Below are 20,673 nucleotides of genomic sequence, written 5' to 3' on the forward strand. Positions count from 1 at the left end.
GGTAGGGTAAAGAGGTCATTAACTGCCCAGACAGGCGTCAACAGGTTCGGTTGTATCGACGAGAAACGTCAATGTAAGTAAACCTGCTACGCTTGAAGAAGAAGATTCGCATGAGGCGAATCTCAGGTTCACAGACCGCAAGAATATCTGTGGTATGGACAGGGCTGAGTCTACGAGGATAGCAATGCTTAAAAGGAAAAAAGTAAAACCCATTACATTGGGTGACGTCACCATCATTGATGACGGTAAACTGCGCAAGGCCATTACCGCTGCTTCGCTGGGTAACGCGATGGAGTGGTTTGACTTTGGTGTTTATGGCTTCGTTGCCTACGCATTAGGTAAAGTGTTCTTCCCCGGTGCCGATCCCAGCCTGCAGATGATTGCAGCGCTAGGTACCTTCTCCGTACCCTTCCTGATCCGCCCGCTCGGTGGGCTGTTCTTCGGGATGCTGGGCGATAAATACGGTCGCCAGAAAATTCTCGCCATTACCATCGTGATTATGTCGATAAGTACCTTCTGTATCGGCCTGATCCCGTCCTACGCCACCATTGGCATCTGGGCACCTATCCTGCTGCTGCTGTGTAAAATGGCGCAGGGCTTCTCGGTCGGCGGTGAGTACACGGGCGCATCGATTTTCGTCGCGGAATACTCCCCGGACCGTAAACGTGGCTTTATGGGAAGTTGGCTGGACTTTGGCTCGATTGCCGGGTTTGTGCTGGGTGCGGGCGTGGTGGTGTTGATCTCCACCGTCGTCGGTGAAGCGAACTTCCTCGAGTGGGGCTGGCGTATTCCGTTCTTCCTGGCGCTGCCGCTGGGTATTATCGGCCTGTATCTGCGTCACGCATTAGAAGAGACCCCGGCGTTCCAGCAGCACGTTGAGAAGCTGGAGCAGGGCGACCGCGAAGGCTTGCAGGAAGGACCGAAAGTGTCGTTCCGTGAGATTGCCACCAAGCACTGGCGTAGCCTGCTGACCTGTATCGGTCTGGTGATTTCAACCAACGTGACGTACTACATGTTGCTCACCTATATGCCAAGCTACCTGTCACACAACCTGCACTATTCAGAAGATCACGGCGTACTGATTATCATCGCCATCATGGTCGGTATGCTGTTTGTGCAGCCGATTATGGGTCTGATGAGTGACCGCTTCGGTCGTCGTCCGTTCATTATTCTGGGCAGCGTCGCGCTGTTCGCTCTGGCGATCCCGGCCTTTATCCTGATTAACAGTAATGTACTGGGCCTGATTTTTGCCGGTCTGCTGATGCTGGCGGTGATCCTCAACTGCTTTATCGGGGTGATGGCGTCCACGCTTCCGGCGATGTTCCCGACGCACATTCGTTACAGTGCGCTGGCGGCGGCATTTAATATCTCGGTCCTGATTGCCGGTCTGACGCCAACGCTGGCGGCCTCGCTGGTCGAAAGCACTCAGAACCTGATGATGCCTGCTTATTATCTGATGGTTATCGCGGTGATCGGTCTGGTGACCGGCCTGACGATGAAAGAGACCGCCAACCGTCCTCTGAAAGGGGCGACGCCAGCGGCATCGGATATTCAGGAAGCGAAAGAGATCCTGCGCGAGCACTACGATAATGTTGAACAGAAGATTGAAGACATTGATGTAGAGATAGAAGAGCTGCAGAAGAAACGTTCTCGCCTGGTGGATCAGCATCCACGGATTAACGAGTAACACACGAAAAACCCGCCGCTGGCGGGTTTTTTCATTAACAGCCTGCGGCAATGAAATCGCCGTTGGCGCTGATCGGAATGACCGTTAAGAACAGCACGGTCGCGAACAGGATCAACACAATCCCTCCGGCGATTTTTGCCACCGGCACCAGCCAGCTCAGGTTTGACCCGCCGCCGAAGAAAGCGACCGTGCGTTCACGGGCATAACGTACTGCCAGTGATAGTCCCATGATCGACAGCGCTGTCCCGAGTGACATGGTCATCACCGCTGCAATCCCCCAGGTCACAATCCCCAGCGCATTCGAAAACATCAGGATCATGATCGCCCCGCTGCACGGGCGCGCGCCGATGGCCAGGATCACGCCCAGTCGTGTTTTCCAGTCGCCAGCGGTTAAATCTGCGCCGACACCGTGATGACCGCAGCCGCAGTCTTCATTATGTTGATGAAGAGGCTTCAGAGCGTGAACCGTCATTCTGCGCGGACGCAGGCTTTTCAGCGCCTGATAAATCACGAACGCGCCGAATGCGCCGATCAGGACGGCGCTGACCTTCTCCACGTACCAGCGGCTGGCGCTGAGATCGCCCGACGCGAGATTAAATCCCACGGCTAATATAAAGACGAAGAGAATGGCGCTCACGCCCTGCATCAGGCTGCCGAGAAAGGGCACCACGCGCGCGGCGAGTTGGCTTTCTTTATTAGTAGAGAGATAAGTGGTGACGATGAATTTACCGTGACCCGGCCCAATCGCGTGAAGCACACCATAGAAGAACGCGCCCGTCAGTAGCCACAGCCCGCCTATGTACTGATGGTTGTTGAGCTGCAGAAGGTACATCACCAGATAGCGGTGCAGGGTGATTTGCGTGGCGAGGCACCACTGGATAAAAGCGTTCCAGTGGGCGTGTAGCGTAAAGGCTGCCAGCAGAATCGCCAGCGCCATCAGCCCGGCAGTGGGGAGACGCCAGTCACGCGCGAGACGTTGTGTAGTCATGGTATGGCCTGCGGGATGGAATTTTTGGCAAGTATAGCGTTTCTGACGGCGACAGGAATTGAAGATGAAGGTGCTGTGCGGTGGGAATTTCGCCGCGATTGTGGATAAGTCTGTGTGCAAACAGGTATAAGGCGGGGTTTTGCTGTGGAATGCAGCAGTCAGTCATTTTTCTGTCATTTAGCGGTTGCGGCCTGACGAGAACTCCCTATAATGCGCCTCCATCGACACGGCAGATGTGAATCACTTCACACTAACCACCGGGTCGGTTGAAGAGAAAAAATCCTGAAATTCAGGGTTGACTCTGAAAGAGGAAAGCGTAATATACGCCACCTCGCAACGGTGAGCGAAAGCCGCGTTGCACTGCTCTTTAACAATTTATCAGACAATCTGTGTGGGCACTCAAAGTGACATGGATTCTAAACGTCGAAAGACGCTAAATGAATACCAAAGTCTCTGAGTGAACATACGTAATTCATTACGAAGTTTAATTCACGAGCATCAAACTTAAATTGAAGAGTTTGATCATGGCTCAGATTGAACGCTGGCGGCAGGCCTAACACATGCAAGTCGAGCGGTAGCACAGAGAGCTTGCTCTCGGGTGACGAGCGGCGGACGGGTGAGTAATGTCTGGGAAACTGCCTGATGGAGGGGGATAACTACTGGAAACGGTAGCTAATACCGCATAACGTCGCAAGACCAAAGAGGGGGACCTTCGGGCCTCTTGCCATCAGATGTGCCCAGATGGGATTAGCTAGTAGGTGGGGTAATGGCTCACCTAGGCGACGATCCCTAGCTGGTCTGAGAGGATGACCAGCCACACTGGAACTGAGACACGGTCCAGACTCCTACGGGAGGCAGCAGTGGGGAATATTGCACAATGGGCGAAAGCCTGATGCAGCCATGCCGCGTGTATGAAGAAGGCCTTCGGGTTGTAAAGTACTTTCAGCGAGGAGGAAGGCATTGTGGTTAATAACCACAGTGATTGACGTTACTCGCAGAAGAAGCACCGGCTAACTCCGTGCCAGCAGCCGCGGTAATACGGAGGGTGCAAGCGTTAATCGGAATTACTGGGCGTAAAGCGCACGCAGGCGGTCTGTCAAGTCGGATGTGAAATCCCCGGGCTCAACCTGGGAACTGCATTCGAAACTGGCAGGCTAGAGTCTTGTAGAGGGGGGTAGAATTCCAGGTGTAGCGGTGAAATGCGTAGAGATCTGGAGGAATACCGGTGGCGAAGGCGGCCCCCTGGACAAAGACTGACGCTCAGGTGCGAAAGCGTGGGGAGCAAACAGGATTAGATACCCTGGTAGTCCACGCCGTAAACGATGTCGACTTGGAGGTTGTTCCCTTGAGGAGTGGCTTCCGGAGCTAACGCGTTAAGTCGACCGCCTGGGGAGTACGGCCGCAAGGTTAAAACTCAAATGAATTGACGGGGGCCCGCACAAGCGGTGGAGCATGTGGTTTAATTCGATGCAACGCGAAGAACCTTACCTACTCTTGACATCCACGGAATTTAGCAGAGATGCTTTAGTGCCTTCGGGAACCGTGAGACAGGTGCTGCATGGCTGTCGTCAGCTCGTGTTGTGAAATGTTGGGTTAAGTCCCGCAACGAGCGCAACCCTTATCCTTTGTTGCCAGCGGTTCGGCCGGGAACTCAAAGGAGACTGCCAGTGATAAACTGGAGGAAGGTGGGGATGACGTCAAGTCATCATGGCCCTTACGAGTAGGGCTACACACGTGCTACAATGGCGCATACAAAGAGAAGCGACCTCGCGAGAGCAAGCGGACCTCATAAAGTGCGTCGTAGTCCGGATTGGAGTCTGCAACTCGACTCCATGAAGTCGGAATCGCTAGTAATCGTAGATCAGAATGCTACGGTGAATACGTTCCCGGGCCTTGTACACACCGCCCGTCACACCATGGGAGTGGGTTGCAAAAGAAGTAGGTAGCTTAACCTTCGGGAGGGCGCTTACCACTTTGTGATTCATGACTGGGGTGAAGTCGTAACAAGGTAACCGTAGGGGAACCTGCGGTTGGATCACCTCCTTACCTGAAAGAACCTGCCTTTGTAGTGTCCACACAGATTGTCTGATAAATGATGAACTTCTGAATGTACTTCCGAGTGCATTAAGAAGTTTTGCTCTTTAAAAATCTGGATCAAGCTGAAAATTGAAACGACACGCTGCGTCTGTTCTCCGTAATAAGAACAGAATGACGGTGTGTTCGAGTCTCTCAAATTTTCGCAACACGAGATGTTTTACGAAACATCTTCGGGTTGTGAGGTTAAGCGACTAAGCGTACACGGTGGATGCCCTGGCAGTCAGAGGCGATGAAGGGCGTGCTAATCTGCGATAAGCGTCGGCGAGGTGATATGAACCTTTGACCCGGCGATACCCGAATGGGGAAACCCAGTGTGTTTCGACACACTATCATGTCATGAATACATAGTGGCATGAGGCGAACCGGGGGAACTGAAACATCTAAGTACCCCGAGGAAAAGAAATCAACCGAGATTCCCCCAGTAGCGGCGAGCGAACGGGGAGGAGCCCAGAGTCTGAATCAGCGCGTGTGTTAGTGGAACGGTCTGGAAAGTCCGACGGTACAGGGTGATAGTCCCGTACACAAAAATGCACACGCTGTGAACTCGAAGAGTAGGGCGGGACACGTGGTATCCTGTCTGAATATGGGGGGACCATCCTCCAAGGCTAAATACTCCTGACTGACCGATAGTGAACCAGTACCGTGAGGGAAAGGCGAAAAGAACCCCGGCGAGGGGAGTGAAAAAGAACCTGAAACCGTGTACGTACAAGCAGTGGGAGCCTCTTTATGGGGTGACTGCGTACCTTTTGTATAATGGGTCAGCGACTTATATTCTGTAGCAAGGTTAACCGTATAGGGGAGCCGAAGGGAAACCGAGTCTTAACTGGGCGTTAAGTTGCAGGGTATAGACCCGAAACCCGGTGATCTAGCCATGGGCAGGTTGAAGGTTGGGTAACACTAACTGGAGGACCGAACCGACTAATGTTGAAAAATTAGCGGATGACTTGTGGCTGGGGGTGAAAGGCCAATCAAACCGGGAGATAGCTGGTTCTCCCCGAAAGCTATTTAGGTAGCGCCTCGTGAACTCATCTTCGGGGGTAGAGCACTGTTTCGGCTAGGGGGCCATCCCGGCTTACCAACCCGATGCAAACTACGAATACCGAAGAATGTTATCACGGGAGACACACGGCGGGTGCTAACGTCCGTCGTGAAGAGGGAAACAACCCAGACCGCCAGCTAAGGTCCCAAAGTCATGGTTAAGTGGGAAACGATGTGGGAAGGCACAGACAGCCAGGATGTTGGCTTAGAAGCAGCCATCATTTAAAGAAAGCGTAATAGCTCACTGGTCGAGTCGGCCTGCGCGGAAGATGTAACGGGGCTAAACCATGCACCGAAGCTGCGGCAGCGACGCTTATGCGTTGTTGGGTAGGGGAGCGTTCTGTAAGCCGTTGAAGGTGTCCTGTGAGGGATGCTGGAGGTATCAGAAGTGCGAATGCTGACATAAGTAACGATAAAGCGGGTGAAAAGCCCGCTCGCCGGAAGACCAAGGGTTCCTGTCCAACGTTAATCGGGGCAGGGTGAGTCGACCCCTAAGGCGAGGCCGAAAGGCGTAGTCGATGGGAAACAGGTTAATATTCCTGTACTCGGTGTTACTGCGAAGGGGGGACGGAGAAGGCTATGTTAGCCGGGCGACGGTTGTCCCGGTTTAAGCATGTAGGCGGAAGGTTTAGGTAAATCCGGACCTTTTTTAACGCTGAGGTGTGATGACGAGGCACTACGGTGCTGAAGTAACAAATGCCCTGCTTCCAGGAAAAGCCTCTAAGCATCAGGTAACATCAAATCGTACCCCAAACCGACACAGGTGGTCAGGTAGAGAATACCAAGGCGCTTGAGAGAACTCGGGTGAAGGAACTAGGCAAAATGGTGCCGTAACTTCGGGAGAAGGCACGCTGGTGTGTAGGTGAAGTCCCTGCGGACGGAGCTGAAACCAGTCGAAGATACCAGCTGGCTGCAACTGTTTATTAAAAACACAGCACTGTGCAAACACGAAAGTGGACGTATACGGTGTGACGCCTGCCCGGTGCCGGAAGGTTAATTGATGGGGTTAGCTGTAAGGCGAAGCTCTTGATCGAAGCCCCGGTAAACGGCGGCCGTAACTATAACGGTCCTAAGGTAGCGAAATTCCTTGTCGGGTAAGTTCCGACCTGCACGAATGGCGTAATGATGGCCAGGCTGTCTCCACCCGAGACTCAGTGAAATTGAACTCGCTGTGAAGATGCAGTGTACCCGCGGCAAGACGGAAAGACCCCGTGAACCTTTACTATAGCTTGACACTGAACACTGGTCCTTGATGTGTAGGATAGGTGGGAGGCTTTGAAGCGTGGACGCCAGTCTGCGTGGAGCCGACCTTGAAATACCACCCTTTAATGGCTGGTGTTCTAACGTAGACCCGTAATCCGGGTTGCGGACAGTGTCTGGTGGGTAGTTTGACTGGGGCGGTCTCCTCCTAAAGAGTAACGGAGGAGCACGAAGGTTAGCTAATCCTGGTCGGACATCAGGAGGTTAGTGCAATGGCATAAGCTAGCTTGACTGCGAGAGTGACGGCTCGAGCAGGTGCGAAAGCAGGTCATAGTGATCCGGTGGTTCTGAATGGAAGGGCCATCGCTCAACGGATAAAAGGTACTCCGGGGATAACAGGCTGATACCGCCCAAGAGTTCATATCGACGGCGGTGTTTGGCACCTCGATGTCGGCTCATCACATCCTGGGGCTGAAGTAGGTCCCAAGGGTACGGCTGTTCGCCGTTTAAAGTGGTACGCGAGCTGGGTTTAGAACGTCGTGAGACAGTTCGGTCCCTATCTGCCGTGGGCGCTGGAGAATTGAGGGGGGCTGCTCCTAGTACGAGAGGACCGGAGTGGACGCATCACTGGTGTTCGGGTTGTCATGCCAATGGCATTGCCCGGTAGCTAAATGCGGAAAAGATAAGTGCTGAAAGCATCTAAGCACGAAACTTGCCCCGAGATGAGTTCTCCCTGACTCCTTGAGAGTCCTGAAGGAACGTTGAAGACTACGACGTTGATAGGCTGGGTGTGTAAGTGCAGCGATGTATTGAGCTAACCAGTACTAATGAACCGTGAGGCTTAACCTTACAACGCCGAAGATGTTTTGGCGAAAGCAGAGACGAGATTTTCAGCCTGATAACAGATTAATCAACCGGCCAAAGCGGGTTGATAAACAGAATTTGCCTGGCGGCTTTAGCGCGGTGGTCCCACCTGACCCCATGCCGAACTCAGAAGTGAAACGCCGTAGCGCCGATGGTAGTGTGGGGTCTCCCCATGTGAGAGTAGGGAACTGCCAGGCATCAATTAAGTGAAGAGGCCATCCGAAAGGATGGCCTTTTTGCGTTTTTGTCCTTTCTAAAATAAGCCATCAAACAACAAAAACTCCGGTTCCAGCCCAGCCATACGGCCTTAAATCAAAACTAAAACCTTATCAATATCATTGATCACGTCATTTCTGGCGCAGCTACATGTGTGTGGAATTCGAGCGGAGTGATGATAGAAGAGATGTTCAAACTGAAGAATTGAGTTGAGCGACGCGGCCAAAATCTACCGGATCCCCAAAGCAAAAACCCAGCCATAGGCTGGGTTCTTTAAATAGTGGTGCCGGACTCGGGATCATGAATGCGATTAAGGCATTGGTTTCCAAATGCTTTTGTTGGTGTTTATCGCAAGCAGAGCCCCCACAAAAGCCCCCGTAAAAGTATCGCTTTGGTTTTGTGATGGTTATCACGATATAAACGCGGTTAAGAAGAGAGGGTATTATGTGTCCAAGTCTGTATATGATACCGGAATGGATTGGTTTAAATTTCTACCAAGGTTACTATCGGAATGGCCAGATAAAGTAATTTTTAAACCAGCTGGCTCTTCGTCCAGAAAGCAGACCCTGCTTCCTCACCGTACCAGAAGTGATAATGTTTCAAATCTGCGAATTTCCCTCTATCGTCAATAATCTCCTGAAAGGTGGTTAATCTTTCTTCTGATTTTCGGGCTATCGATTCTTTGTCATAGAGTTGACTGATAAACCCGCTGGAATTGAAGGTTCTGAACTGTTCTACAGAGCTACGGACGATAACATCGGGTGACTCCGCGCCGTTTTGTTTGATCTGATACTGACGTAGATGGCTTCATCTTGGCAGGCTGATTGGGCAATCGTGACGGTTAGTGAAAGTTTTAATGGCTAAATTTCCGTTCTGTATGAGGGGACCCCCTTAGCTGTAAAAAGTTTGCAGAAGGCGCCACCTCTATTCCCTTGGATTAAATAGGAAATCATGCGTCTTCCTTCATCGTTATGTATTGCGTAAAATGTTTTCTACGCGTTTCTGGCGGGTTTTCGGGTGGTTTGTTACCCTTTTTACCGGCTATCCGCCAGAAACGTTATCACCCGTTTTGGCTGTGCGTACAACTAGGAAATTATGATAAATGCTCTGAACCAATGTCGGCAATGAGCGATATATAGTCATTCGCACCCTGAGAATTACACTTTTAAGTGATTCAGGGTATGCGCTTACTGGTTACGAATATTGAGCGAGAATCACGTGATGATCGCCGCTTTTCTTTCGAGCCAGTAGGTGCTCCACGTTCGCTAACGAATACTCAGGGCATGCAGATAAACTGCTGGCTATATTTCTTTCGAAGAGCGTGGAATGCATACCAATCCCCGATGAAAGGAGTTGGTGATGACTGCGACTAATCAATTTGCTGTACATGTTGGTCTGGACTGGGTAGATAAAAAACACGATGTCTGTATTCAGTTTAAAAACGGTGAACGCGTATTCCATGTGATTGAACATACAGCAGAAGCGCTTGATGCCTGGCTTACCGAGTTACACCAGAAGGTAAAAGGCAGGATCGCTATAGCTCTTGAGCTGAAGAAGGGACCCGTGGTGTATGCTCTTCAGAAATATCCGTTTATCACCATTTTTCCCGTCCACGCTTTGTCCCTCGCTCGTTACCGGCAAGCCTTCTCGCCCAGCGGTGCTAAAGATGACCCGCAGGATGCCGAGCTGGCATTAGAGTTAATGCTGCGCTATCCCCAAAAGATAAAAGCCATTGAACCCGACAATGCGGATATCCGGTTACTCCAGCAACTGGTTGAGCAGCGTCGTCAACTGGTTGACGATAAACGCCGTTTTGTGAACCGGATAATCAACACGCTTAAACAGTATTATCCTCAGCCCCTGGAGTGGTTCTCACATCGGGGTAGCTTACTGTTGTGTGAACTGATCATACGGTGGCCCAGTCTGCAACAACTGAAACGAGCCAGGCGCGACACGATCCGCAACTTTCTCAATGCCAAAGGTGACCGCGCAATGGCTCTTACCGAGCAGCGTGTGGTGAGTATTGATAACGCGATCCCATTGAACACAGATCCGAGCGTTATAGAGGCTAATGCTTTGATGACTACAGCACTGGCTACACAAATTAAAGTCGTGAGTGAAATCATCAAAACCTATGACGAACGAATCGAAACGCTGTTTGACACATTGCCAGATGCGGGGCTGTTCAAATCACTTCCGGGCATGGGGCCGTGTATGGGCCCACTATGAGACGACAATAACTCAGTCCGGTTGGCGCTGATTATTCTGGCCGATTTTGTAATCTGAGCACCATGTTCATGATCCCACAGGAAATGGCGTGACGCTCAATACTCATCAGGTCAGTTATTACATGACTCAGCGTAAAAAAGGTGTAACCCAGCATATCTCGGCCATGAAGGCCGGTATCTCTGTTCGCTCGGGCCGCAGGATCGAAAAAGATCAGTGGTCTAAAACCGGTAATCGTCACTGGCGGACACGTAAAGATCCGCTTGAGGCCGTCTGGGACAACGAGCTTGTTCCCCTGTTGAAGGAAAGGCCCGCCCTGATGCCCACGACCCTGCTGGAAATGCTGCAGGATAAATATCCTGGCCAGTACCCCAGCAGCCTCCGCAGGACTATGCAGCGGCGGGTCCGCGAGTGGAAACTGCAGTATGGTGCTGAACAGGAAGTGATGTTCCGGCAACTGATCCTACCCGCGAATAGTGGACACACGACTAAGTGAGTAAACTCTCAACCAGAGGTGACTCATGACCAAACCAGCATCAACCAGTAAGAAGCCCCGCAAGCAGCACACGCCTGATTTTCGCAACGAAGCCCTGAAGCTTGCGGAACATATCGGTGTTACTGCCGCTGCCCGGGAACTCAGTCTGTACGAATCCCAGCTCTACGCCTGGCGCAGTAAGATTAACAATGCCCGCAGCTCTTCCGAGCGTGAGCAGGAAATGTCCGTTGAAATTGCCCGTCTTAAGCGCCAACTGGCGGAACAGGCAGAGGAGCTGGCCATTCTCCAAAAGGCCGCGACATACTTCGCGAAGCGCCTGAAATGAAGTATGTCTTCATCGAAAATCATCGGGCTGAGTTCAGCGTCAAAGCCATGTGCCGGGTACTGCGGGTCGCCCGCAGCGGCTGGTATACGTGGCGTCTGCGTCGTCAGCAGATAACACCACGTCAGCAGTTCCGACTCGTCTCGCTGATGAACTGCCTGAGTACAACGTCAAAACCATTGCCGCCAGCCTGCGACGTCAGGGGCTTCGTGCAAAGGCAGCCCGTAAGTTCAGCCCGGTCAGCTACAGAGAACATGGCCTGGCGGTGTCTGAAAATCTGCTGAAACAGGATTTTTACGCGAGTGGTCCGAATCAGAAGTGGGCAGGAGACATCACGTATCTTCGCACCGACGAGGGCTGGCTGTACCTCGCGGTGGTGATTGACCTGTGGTCGCGGGCTGTCATCGGTTGGTCAATGTCGTCGCGGATGACAGCGCAGCTGGCCTGCGATGCATTGCAGATGGCACTCTGGCGACGTAAGCGACCGGGAAATGTCATTGTCCATACAGATCGCGGCGGGCAATACTGTTCGGCGGACTATCAGACGCTGCTGAAGCGACATAATCTGCACGGTAGCATGAGTGCCAAAGGATGTTGTTACGACAATGCCTGCGCGGAAAGCTTCTTCCACTCGCTGAAGGTGGAATGTATCCACGGTGAACGCTTTATCAGCCGGGAATTAATGCGAACAGCGGTATTTAATTATATCGAGTGTGATTACAATCGGTGGCGCCGACACAGTGCGTGTGGTGGCCTCAGTCCGGAACAGTTTGAAAACCAGAACCTCGCTTAGGGCCGTGTCCTCATTACGTGGGTAGGATCACTATTCCTTTTAAGAACAGCTTTGCTGAATCCGGTTCTTTCATTAATGCCCTAAAAACTTCTGCTTGCGGAACTTCTTCACTGACCTGATTAAATAGACTTAAGCTGGTCAGCAATGCTGTTCAGCTTAAGAAATGATTGAGTGATGAAACTGCCAAAAATACGACGAGTAGTCACAAGAAACAAACCAAGGCATCAATACATTTATCGGTATTGGTGATAAGCGTCCTACAGGACGAAAGTTAAGGTAACCCTGTTTACGCTTAGAGAAAATGAAATTAACTACATCGATGAAAACAGCAAAAGCATCGGAGCAACAAAAGTAAACGTTGTTAGAGCAGGTTTAAAGGCACTAGAGATGTTAGAAGCGAACGAACGTATACGTTTACTTAGCGAGATTAGCCTAAGTCCAGGCCGATGGAACGGATAAAAAAAGCCCTACTGGGCTTTTTTTATGACCTTGGCACCGACTACGATTGGTGACGCAGAATAAACAAATTCAACTGACTCTTTTATACAATGCTTATTGTATGCCTCTAAAAGTTCTTTGTCATTAACGCGAATAAATGTATTAATTTTACCAGCCATTTCTTTTTTGAAAAAATCAAGTGTTTCCTCTGTATAAGGTTTATTCATTTCTTCACAGATTCTCATCACCGACATTACAGTGTCTTCACTGTCAATTTGGGTGTGCTTTAATAAAACAAAACAATTTTTTGATACATTGAACTGATAAGTTAAATCCGGATACACAATTGAACCAATGTCAGGAACTAACGGAGAGAGAGCAGAATCAGTATAATAAGAAATTATTATTGTAGTATATAGTTCTTTCGCCTTAAAATATTCTTCAATCATTCCATCAATGGATGAATGAGATATACCTTCGTCGTAGTAAACAAACAAAATGATAAGTTTAAGCCAGCTATCATATTCGGCTGGACTGACGCCATATTTAGAACAGATGTGATCCCTTTGGCGTTTATCATTATTGACTAGAGAATTAAAAATAGATTCAAATTCCTTACCGTCACCCTGTATGATAAAATCCTTACAGAAAGAAAATGATTCCAAGGATTTTTTTATGTTATGAGGGTTACGTATGAAATTAAGAAATTTCAATTTTTGTAAATATTTGATATCTTCAATTAGATCCGAGCCATCTATACTTTTAGATGTTATGTTATTTGATTCAATTTTGTACATAATCGAACTGTGAAAAGAAGAAATTATTTTGTTATACTTATCCTCCCAAACACCGAAGAATTTTTCTAGATTTAATCTTTTTCCCGATTCAAATAATTCTAAAGTATAGAGATCATCTTTAGCTGAGGTGTTTTTAATGAGAGGCCGATTAGTAACTTGCAACTCAAAAGACGATTTATCAAGGATTTCATACTTGCAAATTCTCGCTAAAGAAGGATTATCATGATTTGAGGATGCGTTCCATCTTTGTTCAACTTGTGATATGAAATGATGGTTTCTCGTAGTATTAATTAAATCACTCATTATAAATGCCCTGTAAATAAATCTACTAAGTACAACTCTGAAATCCGTTAAAACTTTCACAAAATTAACATTCAAATCCGGACATATTTTATGTAGCATCGAAATTTTGGCATTAATAAATCCCATAAAAGTTCTGTATTCGGATTTCCGAGCGGTGCCACTGGTAGCTCATTCCATTTGCGCGACATGAGTTCTTTCAGCAATTGTCAATGAAATATATTCCGGGAGTGTGTTTACTAGATGTTTTTGCACAATATATTCCTTATTTTAAGCACTTTTGATTATTTAATAATATATCTGTATCAACAATGGTGCCTGATACAGGCAATTTGAACCCTGATACAGGTCTCAGATGACTCCCGCAGCCGCGATGTGGCAATATTGCATAACACCCGGCTTACACTGTTGCAGCGCATTAATCAACAGTGCCTTCAGAACCTCAATGGGATCTCTAGTGCTGATCGATCCTCTACATTCTCCCTGTGGTTCAAAACTTCGTCTTCTGTCAACTGAACGGGATGGCTTAGCTGACGCTATGCCTGCTGGCTGCGATGATAGAGCTCAGTCACCCAGGGAGAATGTCTCCCCTCTTTATAAATCATGTGCAACTCAGTGCGGGGACGGGTAACGCCTACATAAAACAGCCGTCGTGCCTCACGCAGGGCGTTATCTGAGGCGAAATCGCGTTTACCGGGGAAATCATAGTCATTGACCCCAAATATAATGGCCACATCAAACTCTCGGCCTTTTGCACTGTGAAGGGTGCTCAGGGTGACACGTCCGGTGCCTTCCACTTTACCGGCAAATACGGTAAGAGCCATATCCAGCCCTGAAGCAGGATCGGTTCGTTTCAGTAACTCAGTCACTACGTGCCATTCCGGCTGCGGATTATGCGAGATGCCCCGCCAGCTGGAAATAAGTTCTTTATCGAATCTCATAAGCCACTCATGGGCAGTTTCAGCTTCGTCAATGCCACTTCGTAAAAATGTGATGAGCTGTAGGGTCATAATTTGCTCTTCATGGCGGCTTGCGCGACGAGCATAAACCACAGAAAGTGCTTGGCCCATCAGCTGATAGAATGCAGGGGACGCCTCTTTCCATCCTCCTGTTACCCACTGGCTGCAGGCTTCAATTAAGCAGGCAAGTCGGGAAGTGCGTTTTATTAACGCATTCCCGTCAGTGCGGATCAGGGGGATATTTTCGGCCTTAAGCGCATCCGCAACTTTATCGCCGAGCCATGCTGCCCGGTAAAGCACTCCGATGCGCTCTGGCTGAAATCCCCGGGCAGTCAGGGAAGGAATTAAAACCTGAGCGATATAACTTGCCTGGGCCTCATATTCACCTCTGACTCCGTGAAAACCAATTTCCCCTTCAACACTTCCGTCTGGACCACGGTAATCTCGCTCTTCTCCCAGCGCCCCCATTGATGCCCTGATGATTTTGGCGCCGGAACGGTAGTTGAAACGAAGGCGAAAGGTTTCCACCTCTTCCCGGGCAACGAGACTGTCCAGCAGGCGCGGGTTTGCACCATTGAATCCATAAATAGACTGATCGGCATCACCGACCGCAAACAGCCGTATTCCACCGTCAAAGCACAACAGCAGCACAAGCTCATGAAGGGCATGACCCAGATCCTGATATTCGTCCACGAATAAGACGGGATAGCGCGCCCGGATTGCATTACGGATCCAGGCATGCTCCCTGAGCATACGGAAGGCGATGAGTGGCATATCATCAAAATCAATGAGGCCAGAACCCCGAAGCTGGGCTTCATACGTTTCGATGAAGTCTGCCAGCTCCGGATTGGTATTCCGCCAGGAGGGCAACTGCCTGTTCACGTCACGCCGCCGCTTCTCTTCTGCAAATTTCCATCTAGCATGAGGATCCCCGTTTGCGCCGAACCTTGCCTGATGAGCTTCCTCAACTGCGATACGGCACTCATTTCGGGTCGCGACCCGAAAATCAATGGGTAGTAAGTCTGGAATACAACGTGAGTAAGGAATTAAAACCTGAGTCAAAGCAAAGCTGTGCACGGTACCAATAAAGTTTCGATCTCTGCCGTCAATGCCAAAGCAGGCCAGGCGTTCTTCAAGTTCAGATGCACACTCATTATTGTAGGTAATACAGGCCACACCGCGAGGGTCAGCAACGTCATCCATGAGGGCACGCGCCATGGCGGTTGTCAGGGTTTTAGTTTTTCCACTACCCGGTCCGGCAATAACAACACAATGTCCTTGCGCGGTGGCAGCGTTATATTGCTCTTTGTTGGGCAGAAGCTCTCTGAGCGCCGTTGACAGCGCGTGGCGGTCAGACATTGGACACCACATACTGAATCGCTGCAGCAATGTAGTCAGGTGGTGCAAGCCCGGGCGCTTTCTTCTTCAACTTTCCTGCCAGCCGACCCTTACCGATGTCAGATATCATCGCAAGGAGTTGCTGAGGATCAGGAATTTGACCGGCACGCCATGAAGCAATTCTTGAGGAGCGAAGTGATCCATAACCCTGTTCATCGAGAATATTAAGCAATACGTCTTTCAGCCCTGGGGTATTTGCTACAGAAACCTCAAAGGTTTGTGAACTGAGAAATATGCCTGCTCGTTTCCATACGTCTCTACACTCTTCAAAACCTTTGTCCACAAACCATGCTCTATCAGCTGCACTCAGCTTGTATTTATCTGAACAAACTTCACAGAAAGCATCCCAGATACTAATTGCTCGAGCCTTACCCAAAGGTGGCTTGCTTCCGTCAAGTGGGTCCCAGTCAGTGATAACAGCCATGCGTATCCCTAAACTACCTGCAAGCTTAACGTAAGGTTCAAAATTAACTCCTGCAACGCTACATACCGTGATACCAAGCTCATCAAGATTGATCCCCATGGCTTCTGCGAAGCCCGGTATTAAAACCTCCTCAGCATCGCCTTCCACAAATATAACTCCCTTTGCGAAAAGTAGTTCTGCTCTGGTTGCTGTGAGGTACCGTTCAATGTCATCAAGTTCATCACTGGTTACAGGGAGCTCAGCCAGGGAAAAAGCCTTAGTGCGTCCCTCCTGATCCCTGCGAAGACTTACAACTGTTCGAAGTGGGACAATGCTTGCCAGTGCGGGTGAATGGCTCGTCACAATCAGTGACTGTGATTCATCGGCATTATTGAAGAGTTTATCAAACACAGCGCGCTGAAGCTGAGGATGCAGGTGAGCTTCAGGTTCTTCAATACACAGTAGTGAGAAATTTCTTTCATTTTTTTCACGTCGCCACGCAAACTCAGCAAGCTTAAGTGATATCAGGGCCACGTTTGCAGAACCAAGGCTCGCTTCCGTTATGCCTCTCTTTCCGTTATCAATGAATATTGATATAGAGCGCATCAATCTGAGCGGGTCCGTGGGTGCAAAACGGAGGCGAGCATCTAAATCGTGAGCAGGGCCTGCCATGTCAAGAATGCCAACACGAAGTGATTCCTCAAGGCTCTTAATGGTAGGGAAGGTTGCCATTGTGTCCGTTGTTGATTCAAGCGCACTGGCAACCCTACCCAGATCTTCGCGACTCAGGGAAGAAAAGGCATCTTCAAGTAAAGGCCGAAGAGGAGAGTTACGCCACGAAGCCAGTTGGGCCTCTGCATCTCGCAAGGCATCAAGCATATCCATGGCTATTCGCCTACGGACGCGACTTGGGATGGAGCGCGATTCCTGACCTCCACCATACACGAGAAACTCACAATCCTCACTGGACCTGAGTGTTCCGGCAATATCATCCTTTTTGCGAAAAACGTAGCTGAGGCGTGCCACGGTGGGATTTTCTGCGGTACGAAAATCGGTCAGCAACGCAGAGAGGGAAGCGTCACTGTCGAAATCAGCGAAATCAATATGCACCTCAATTTGTGGGGAAGTGGATACATCGCAGCCATCCCAGAAATCGGACAGCTTGAGCTGTCTAGCAGAATCAGGTAGCGTGGGGTCAATCACCAGGCGAATAGCGAACAGCAGGTTGCTTTTGCCAACGCGATTTTCTCCCAGCAATACAATGTTTCCGCGCAGCGGAATATCAATCGTCTCAAGGTTCCGGAAGTTCCTTATCCTTAAATTAGACAGATACATAATTATCCTTCTTTATCGTCGAATTTTTCGATTGAAATTCTCAGCTCTGGAGAATCCAGAGTAGCCTCCAGGCCCATTAGCAACGCGTAGCGGCACTGATACAGATAGCCAGTAGCCGATGCGCTGGCCTCATACGCGTTACTCATCCTGTAACTACATTAATAAGGGATAATAATTTCTAACTGAAATGCCTATGCTTTTCCACTGTCAATGAGTGTTTTTCTTAAAAAAATGGAGTGGGAAATTGGTTAAAGATTTATTCGTTAGATCTGCTGATACTTCTTACCGGCATCTGTATCCCTAAGACTCTAAGCTGCGAGGTGAGTTGTCAGCCGCCGAACGATACGCTCAGGGGTGAAACTCCGGTAATACACAGCGACCGGGGTGGCCATTATCGATGGCCGGGCTGGCTGGATCGTATCAACACATCCGGACTTATAAGGTCCATGTCGCGAAAAGGGTGCTCATCGGATAACGCGGCCTGTGAAGGCTTCTTCGGGCGGGTCAAAAATGAAATGTTCTACGGTAGAAACTGGGCGGGCATAACGCTGGAAAAATTTATCTGCTTCCTGGACAGGTATATACGCTGGTATAACGAGAAGCGCATCAAACTATCATTAGGTGCAATGAGTCCGGTGAAGTACCGGCAGCATCTTGGGATCACATCATAGCAGTCCAGGAAAACATCCGCAGCCCCGAGACGGACATCTCAATTTAGCCACTACACAGCCAGTGCGGATAATAATGTATATTATGTTAAATGCAATAATAAAAGTAATATATATCAACATATTACTGTCGATTCTTCCACTCTATCCCACTGGTTTTTTATTAGGGTAGCTTAAGAAACATTGTCCGCTCCTGGGTCTGCGATTCAGTAAAACCGTGATGGACATAAAAGCGTTTGGCTTCATCAGTCAGTGCATGGACCATAATGGCACGGACCCCAATATTTTCGGCTGCTCTATAACACCGGAGTACGGCATCATGTAGCAAGTCAGCTCCCAGTTCCTTTCTACGGAAAGAAAGGTGTGCAAGAATAATCACAGGGATCGGATCAGTCATGTTACGCCGAAGGCAATCTGTGGCTTCTGTATAGATGACGTTCCTGATGGCCAGCGAATAAAAACCTGCAACTTAATACCAGTTTAATGGAGACTTTACCTGAAGATAAAGTCATCTGTTTGCAATTGAGCAATAAATGATTTATTTATCACAGAAAAATAAATCATTTATTTTTTTTAGTAAATTCTTCGCACTTTTCTCTTTGTTTAGGTATTCGTTTCTCAATAATTTCAGAAGTTTCATCCACAATTTTCACCGGGAATCCATAACTATCAATTCCGCCAAAATCAAGAATTCTATAGCCTTTTAGCTTACCCTCTATAGGGATTTTGAAGGATAGCTTACTGTTTGCTTGAACCATTCCAAAATAGTATGTATTTAATAGTTGGGGTTTGCACCTCTCATCAATAACCACATAGTTAATATATCCGCGATAGATATCAGACACGCCTTTATTTTCTAAAGTACCTCCTATTTCAAACTTACCATTAGCTCCTATCCCCATGTGGAAAAGAAGATGCATTTCAGCCTGAGAACAAAAAATAGAGTTTGAAAAAAAAATCGAAAAAATGAAAATTAGATACTTAAACATAACCACTCCAAAACGGTATCCGATCCATTAGTTACAATTTTAGCTAGAAAAAAAATAAACAGCAAGGTCAGAACATTAAAAATATATGTTTTATTGAACGCATACTGTTAAATTTCTGTATCGCTTTAGCAAATATGGTCATTGCACATAAAAATTTTATTTCTAAGTGCGGGCAAACCCAAGATTTCAATGACTTACCCTCCATTGATAATTATTTTCTAAAGCGTTATAATGTAAGGAATGTAATAATAATCTAACTCATATACTTTTATAGTACACAACTTATATCATTAATATTTTCCTCAAAATGATATCAAAACATCTATCAACCGAAAACCAAAGAACTTAAGCAATTTAATAGTATTCCTGCGCACAAAATATCTACGCAGATAATATGGATTAATAATAAATCTTGTTATACATAACATATAAAATTAGCAATGAATCAACGCTTATTTTTATGTTTCCTCCATAGACATTTACGCTTGCAATATGCGTAAATTAAACTATATTAGTAGATAAACAATTAAGAGTGTGACATTCGGCATGAACAGAGAACAAACACATATTTTACACTTACTGGAGTGGATTGAAAAAAATCTAGAAAATGATTTATCAGCTGAATCTGTTTCTGCCAAGTCAGGCTATACTAAATGGCACTTACAGAAATTATTTAAGCTTTGCACTGGGTATACAATGGCTGTTTATATTAGAAACAGGAGGTTATGTAAAGCTGCATTTGAACTAAAATTCACTACAAATAACATCTCTGCAATTTCTCAAAAATTACAATTTGACTCACAGCAGTCATTTACAAGAGCCTTTACTTATAAGTATAGGCTTTCACCTGATCGATACAGAAAAAAAACGGCCCTTACACTAGGTCAATATTTTAATAAGCACAGTATCTATAGTGAGTTGAATGGCGTCACGTGTGAATATGTAAGTTTTGATCACCTAGTTTTATATGGTTTTACTGGTGAGTATTACTGTCCGATAGAGAATATTAAAGACCCTCATCGGGCACATCGAAAGGAAAGACGAAAAAAATTTATAATTGATAATAGATTACATGGAGTCGAGGTTTTCACGCTAACAAAATTCAGGCCTTTTGATAAGGCCACTATAGTTTGCGACTATCATATAGGCGTCAAAGATAAATCACTCCTACAAACCAATGAGAACTTACCTGTATTAACTGGAGACTATCTTAAGTTTCAATACTATGGAGACGAAGATGGGATCTATGATTTTGTAATGTCCATTTATTTTAAAAAGTTCCTTGGCTTCAACCTTGTAAGGAGAGATGATTTTGATATAGAAATATTTAAATATATTAATGACACAACTATTGAATATAATTTCTTAATCCCAATAATATTTGATGGTTTTAGCATCATAGATTTATTGGAAAATAGCTAGCCCGGTTATTATAAGTTGAATTAACTTCCTATGGTTT

Annotated in this window: 7 protein-coding genes, 3 rRNA genes and 5 pseudogenes; 9 read left to right on the plus strand and 6 right to left on the minus strand. The window is 47.8% G+C overall.

The genetic code is table 11. The annotated features are described in order from the left end of the window. Positions 1–184 precede the first annotated feature (184 nt). A complete protein-coding gene (gene proP / locus AC3WS9_RS02110; RefSeq protein WP_282494703.1) occupies positions 185–1,687 on the plus strand; it encodes a glycine betaine/L-proline transporter ProP in 1,503 nt (500 codons plus the stop codon). Between the two features lie 34 nt (positions 1,688–1,721). Here the strand turns inward: proP and AC3WS9_RS02115 are convergent, their stop codons facing one another. Further along, positions 1,722–2,675, minus strand: coding sequence for a nickel/cobalt transporter (locus AC3WS9_RS02115; protein WP_492486431.1), 954 nt, complete (start codon positions 2,673–2,675; stop codon positions 1,722–1,724). Positions 2,676–3,181: 506 nt separating this feature from the next. Between AC3WS9_RS02115 and AC3WS9_RS02120 the strand changes: the two genes are divergently transcribed. From AC3WS9_RS02120 to AC3WS9_RS02145, 6 genes and pseudogenes are all read left to right on the plus strand, one after another. After that, positions 3,182–4,721 (plus strand): 16S ribosomal RNA (locus tag AC3WS9_RS02120). 232 nt (positions 4,722–4,953) lie between these two features. Continuing rightward, positions 4,954–7,859, plus strand: a 23S ribosomal RNA gene (locus tag AC3WS9_RS02125). Between the two features lie 96 nt (positions 7,860–7,955). Beyond that, positions 7,956–8,071: ribosomal RNA gene (rrf, locus tag AC3WS9_RS02130) — 5S ribosomal RNA — on the plus strand. Together the 16S, 23S and 5S rRNA genes form the textbook arrangement of a ribosomal RNA operon. A gap of 1,378 nt (positions 8,072–9,449) precedes the next feature. After that, positions 9,450–10,313 (plus strand): annotated as a pseudogene (locus tag AC3WS9_RS02135) (IS110 family transposase); the annotation flags it as partial. Between the two features lie 94 nt (positions 10,314–10,407). Next, positions 10,408–10,797, plus strand: a pseudogene (locus AC3WS9_RS02140) (IS21 family transposase); the annotation flags it as partial. A gap of 40 nt (positions 10,798–10,837) precedes the next feature. Next, positions 10,838–11,927, plus strand: a pseudogene (locus AC3WS9_RS02145) (IS3 family transposase). A 467-nt stretch (positions 11,928–12,394) separates the two neighbouring features. On the opposite strand, the gene AC3WS9_RS02150 reads toward AC3WS9_RS02145, so the two are convergent. The 3 genes from AC3WS9_RS02150 to AC3WS9_RS02160 form a co-directional block, all read right to left on the minus strand. Further along, positions 12,395–13,465, minus strand: a complete 1,071-nt coding sequence (locus AC3WS9_RS02150) for a DUF4238 domain-containing protein (protein ID WP_492486433.1) — start codon at positions 13,463–13,465, stop codon at positions 12,395–12,397. A gap of 533 nt (positions 13,466–13,998) precedes the next feature. Beyond that, on the minus strand, positions 13,999–15,780 hold the full coding sequence (locus AC3WS9_RS02155) for an ATP-dependent helicase (RefSeq protein ID WP_492486435.1): 1,782 nt from the start codon (positions 15,778–15,780) through the stop codon (positions 13,999–14,001). After that, positions 15,773–17,557 (minus strand): AAA family ATPase, encoded by a 1,785-nt coding sequence (locus AC3WS9_RS02160; RefSeq protein ID WP_492486437.1) that lies wholly within the window; start codon positions 17,555–17,557, stop codon positions 15,773–15,775. Before AC3WS9_RS02160 ends, AC3WS9_RS02155 begins: the two co-directional genes overlap by 8 nt. Positions 17,558–17,913: 356 nt before the next feature. Here AC3WS9_RS02160 and AC3WS9_RS02165 point away from each other — a divergent pair. After that, positions 17,914–18,228 (plus strand): annotated as a pseudogene (locus tag AC3WS9_RS02165) (IS3 family transposase); the annotation flags it as partial. A 160-nt stretch (positions 18,229–18,388) separates the two neighbouring features. On the opposite strand, the pseudogene AC3WS9_RS02170 reads toward AC3WS9_RS02165, so the two are convergent. Next, positions 18,389–18,694 (minus strand): annotated as a pseudogene (locus AC3WS9_RS02170) (GNAT family N-acetyltransferase); the annotation flags it as partial. A 91-nt stretch (positions 18,695–18,785) separates the two neighbouring features. After that, on the minus strand, positions 18,786–19,214 hold the full coding sequence (locus AC3WS9_RS02175; protein ID WP_492486439.1) for a membrane-associated Zn-dependent protease 1: 429 nt from the start codon (positions 19,212–19,214) through the stop codon (positions 18,786–18,788). A gap of 546 nt (positions 19,215–19,760) precedes the next feature. Here AC3WS9_RS02175 and AC3WS9_RS02180 point away from each other — a divergent pair. After that, positions 19,761–20,636 carry a helix-turn-helix domain-containing protein gene (locus tag AC3WS9_RS02180; protein ID WP_492486441.1) on the plus strand — a complete coding sequence of 292 codons (876 nt, stop codon included), beginning with the start codon at positions 19,761–19,763 and terminating at the stop codon, positions 20,634–20,636. Positions 20,637–20,673: the final 37 nt, after the last annotated feature.

It is taken from the genome of Lelliottia sp. EB106-05-01-XG201 (assembly GCF_058791735.1).

What these genes read in the sequence shown, in the direction of transcription:
- proP (WP_282494703.1), top strand. Translation starts at nt 185, where the DNA reads ATGCTTAAAAGGAAAAAAGTAAAACCCATTACATTGGGTGACGTCACC.
- AC3WS9_RS02115 (WP_492486431.1), bottom strand. Translation starts at nt 2,675, where the DNA reads ATGACTACACAACGTCTCGCGCGTGACTGGCGTCTCCCCACTGCCGGG.
- AC3WS9_RS02150 (WP_492486433.1), bottom strand. Translation starts at nt 13,465, where the DNA reads ATGAGTGATTTAATTAATACTACGAGAAACCATCATTTCATATCACAA.
- AC3WS9_RS02155 (WP_492486435.1), bottom strand. Translation starts at nt 15,780, where the DNA reads ATGTCTGACCGCCACGCGCTGTCAACGGCGCTCAGAGAGCTTCTGCCC.
- AC3WS9_RS02160 (WP_492486437.1), bottom strand. Translation starts at nt 17,557, where the DNA reads ATGTATCTGTCTAATTTAAGGATAAGGAACTTCCGGAACCTTGAGACG.
- AC3WS9_RS02175 (WP_492486439.1), bottom strand. Translation starts at nt 19,214, where the DNA reads ATGTTTAAGTATCTAATTTTCATTTTTTCGATTTTTTTTTCAAACTCT.
- AC3WS9_RS02180 (WP_492486441.1), top strand. Translation starts at nt 19,761, where the DNA reads ATGAACAGAGAACAAACACATATTTTACACTTACTGGAGTGGATTGAA.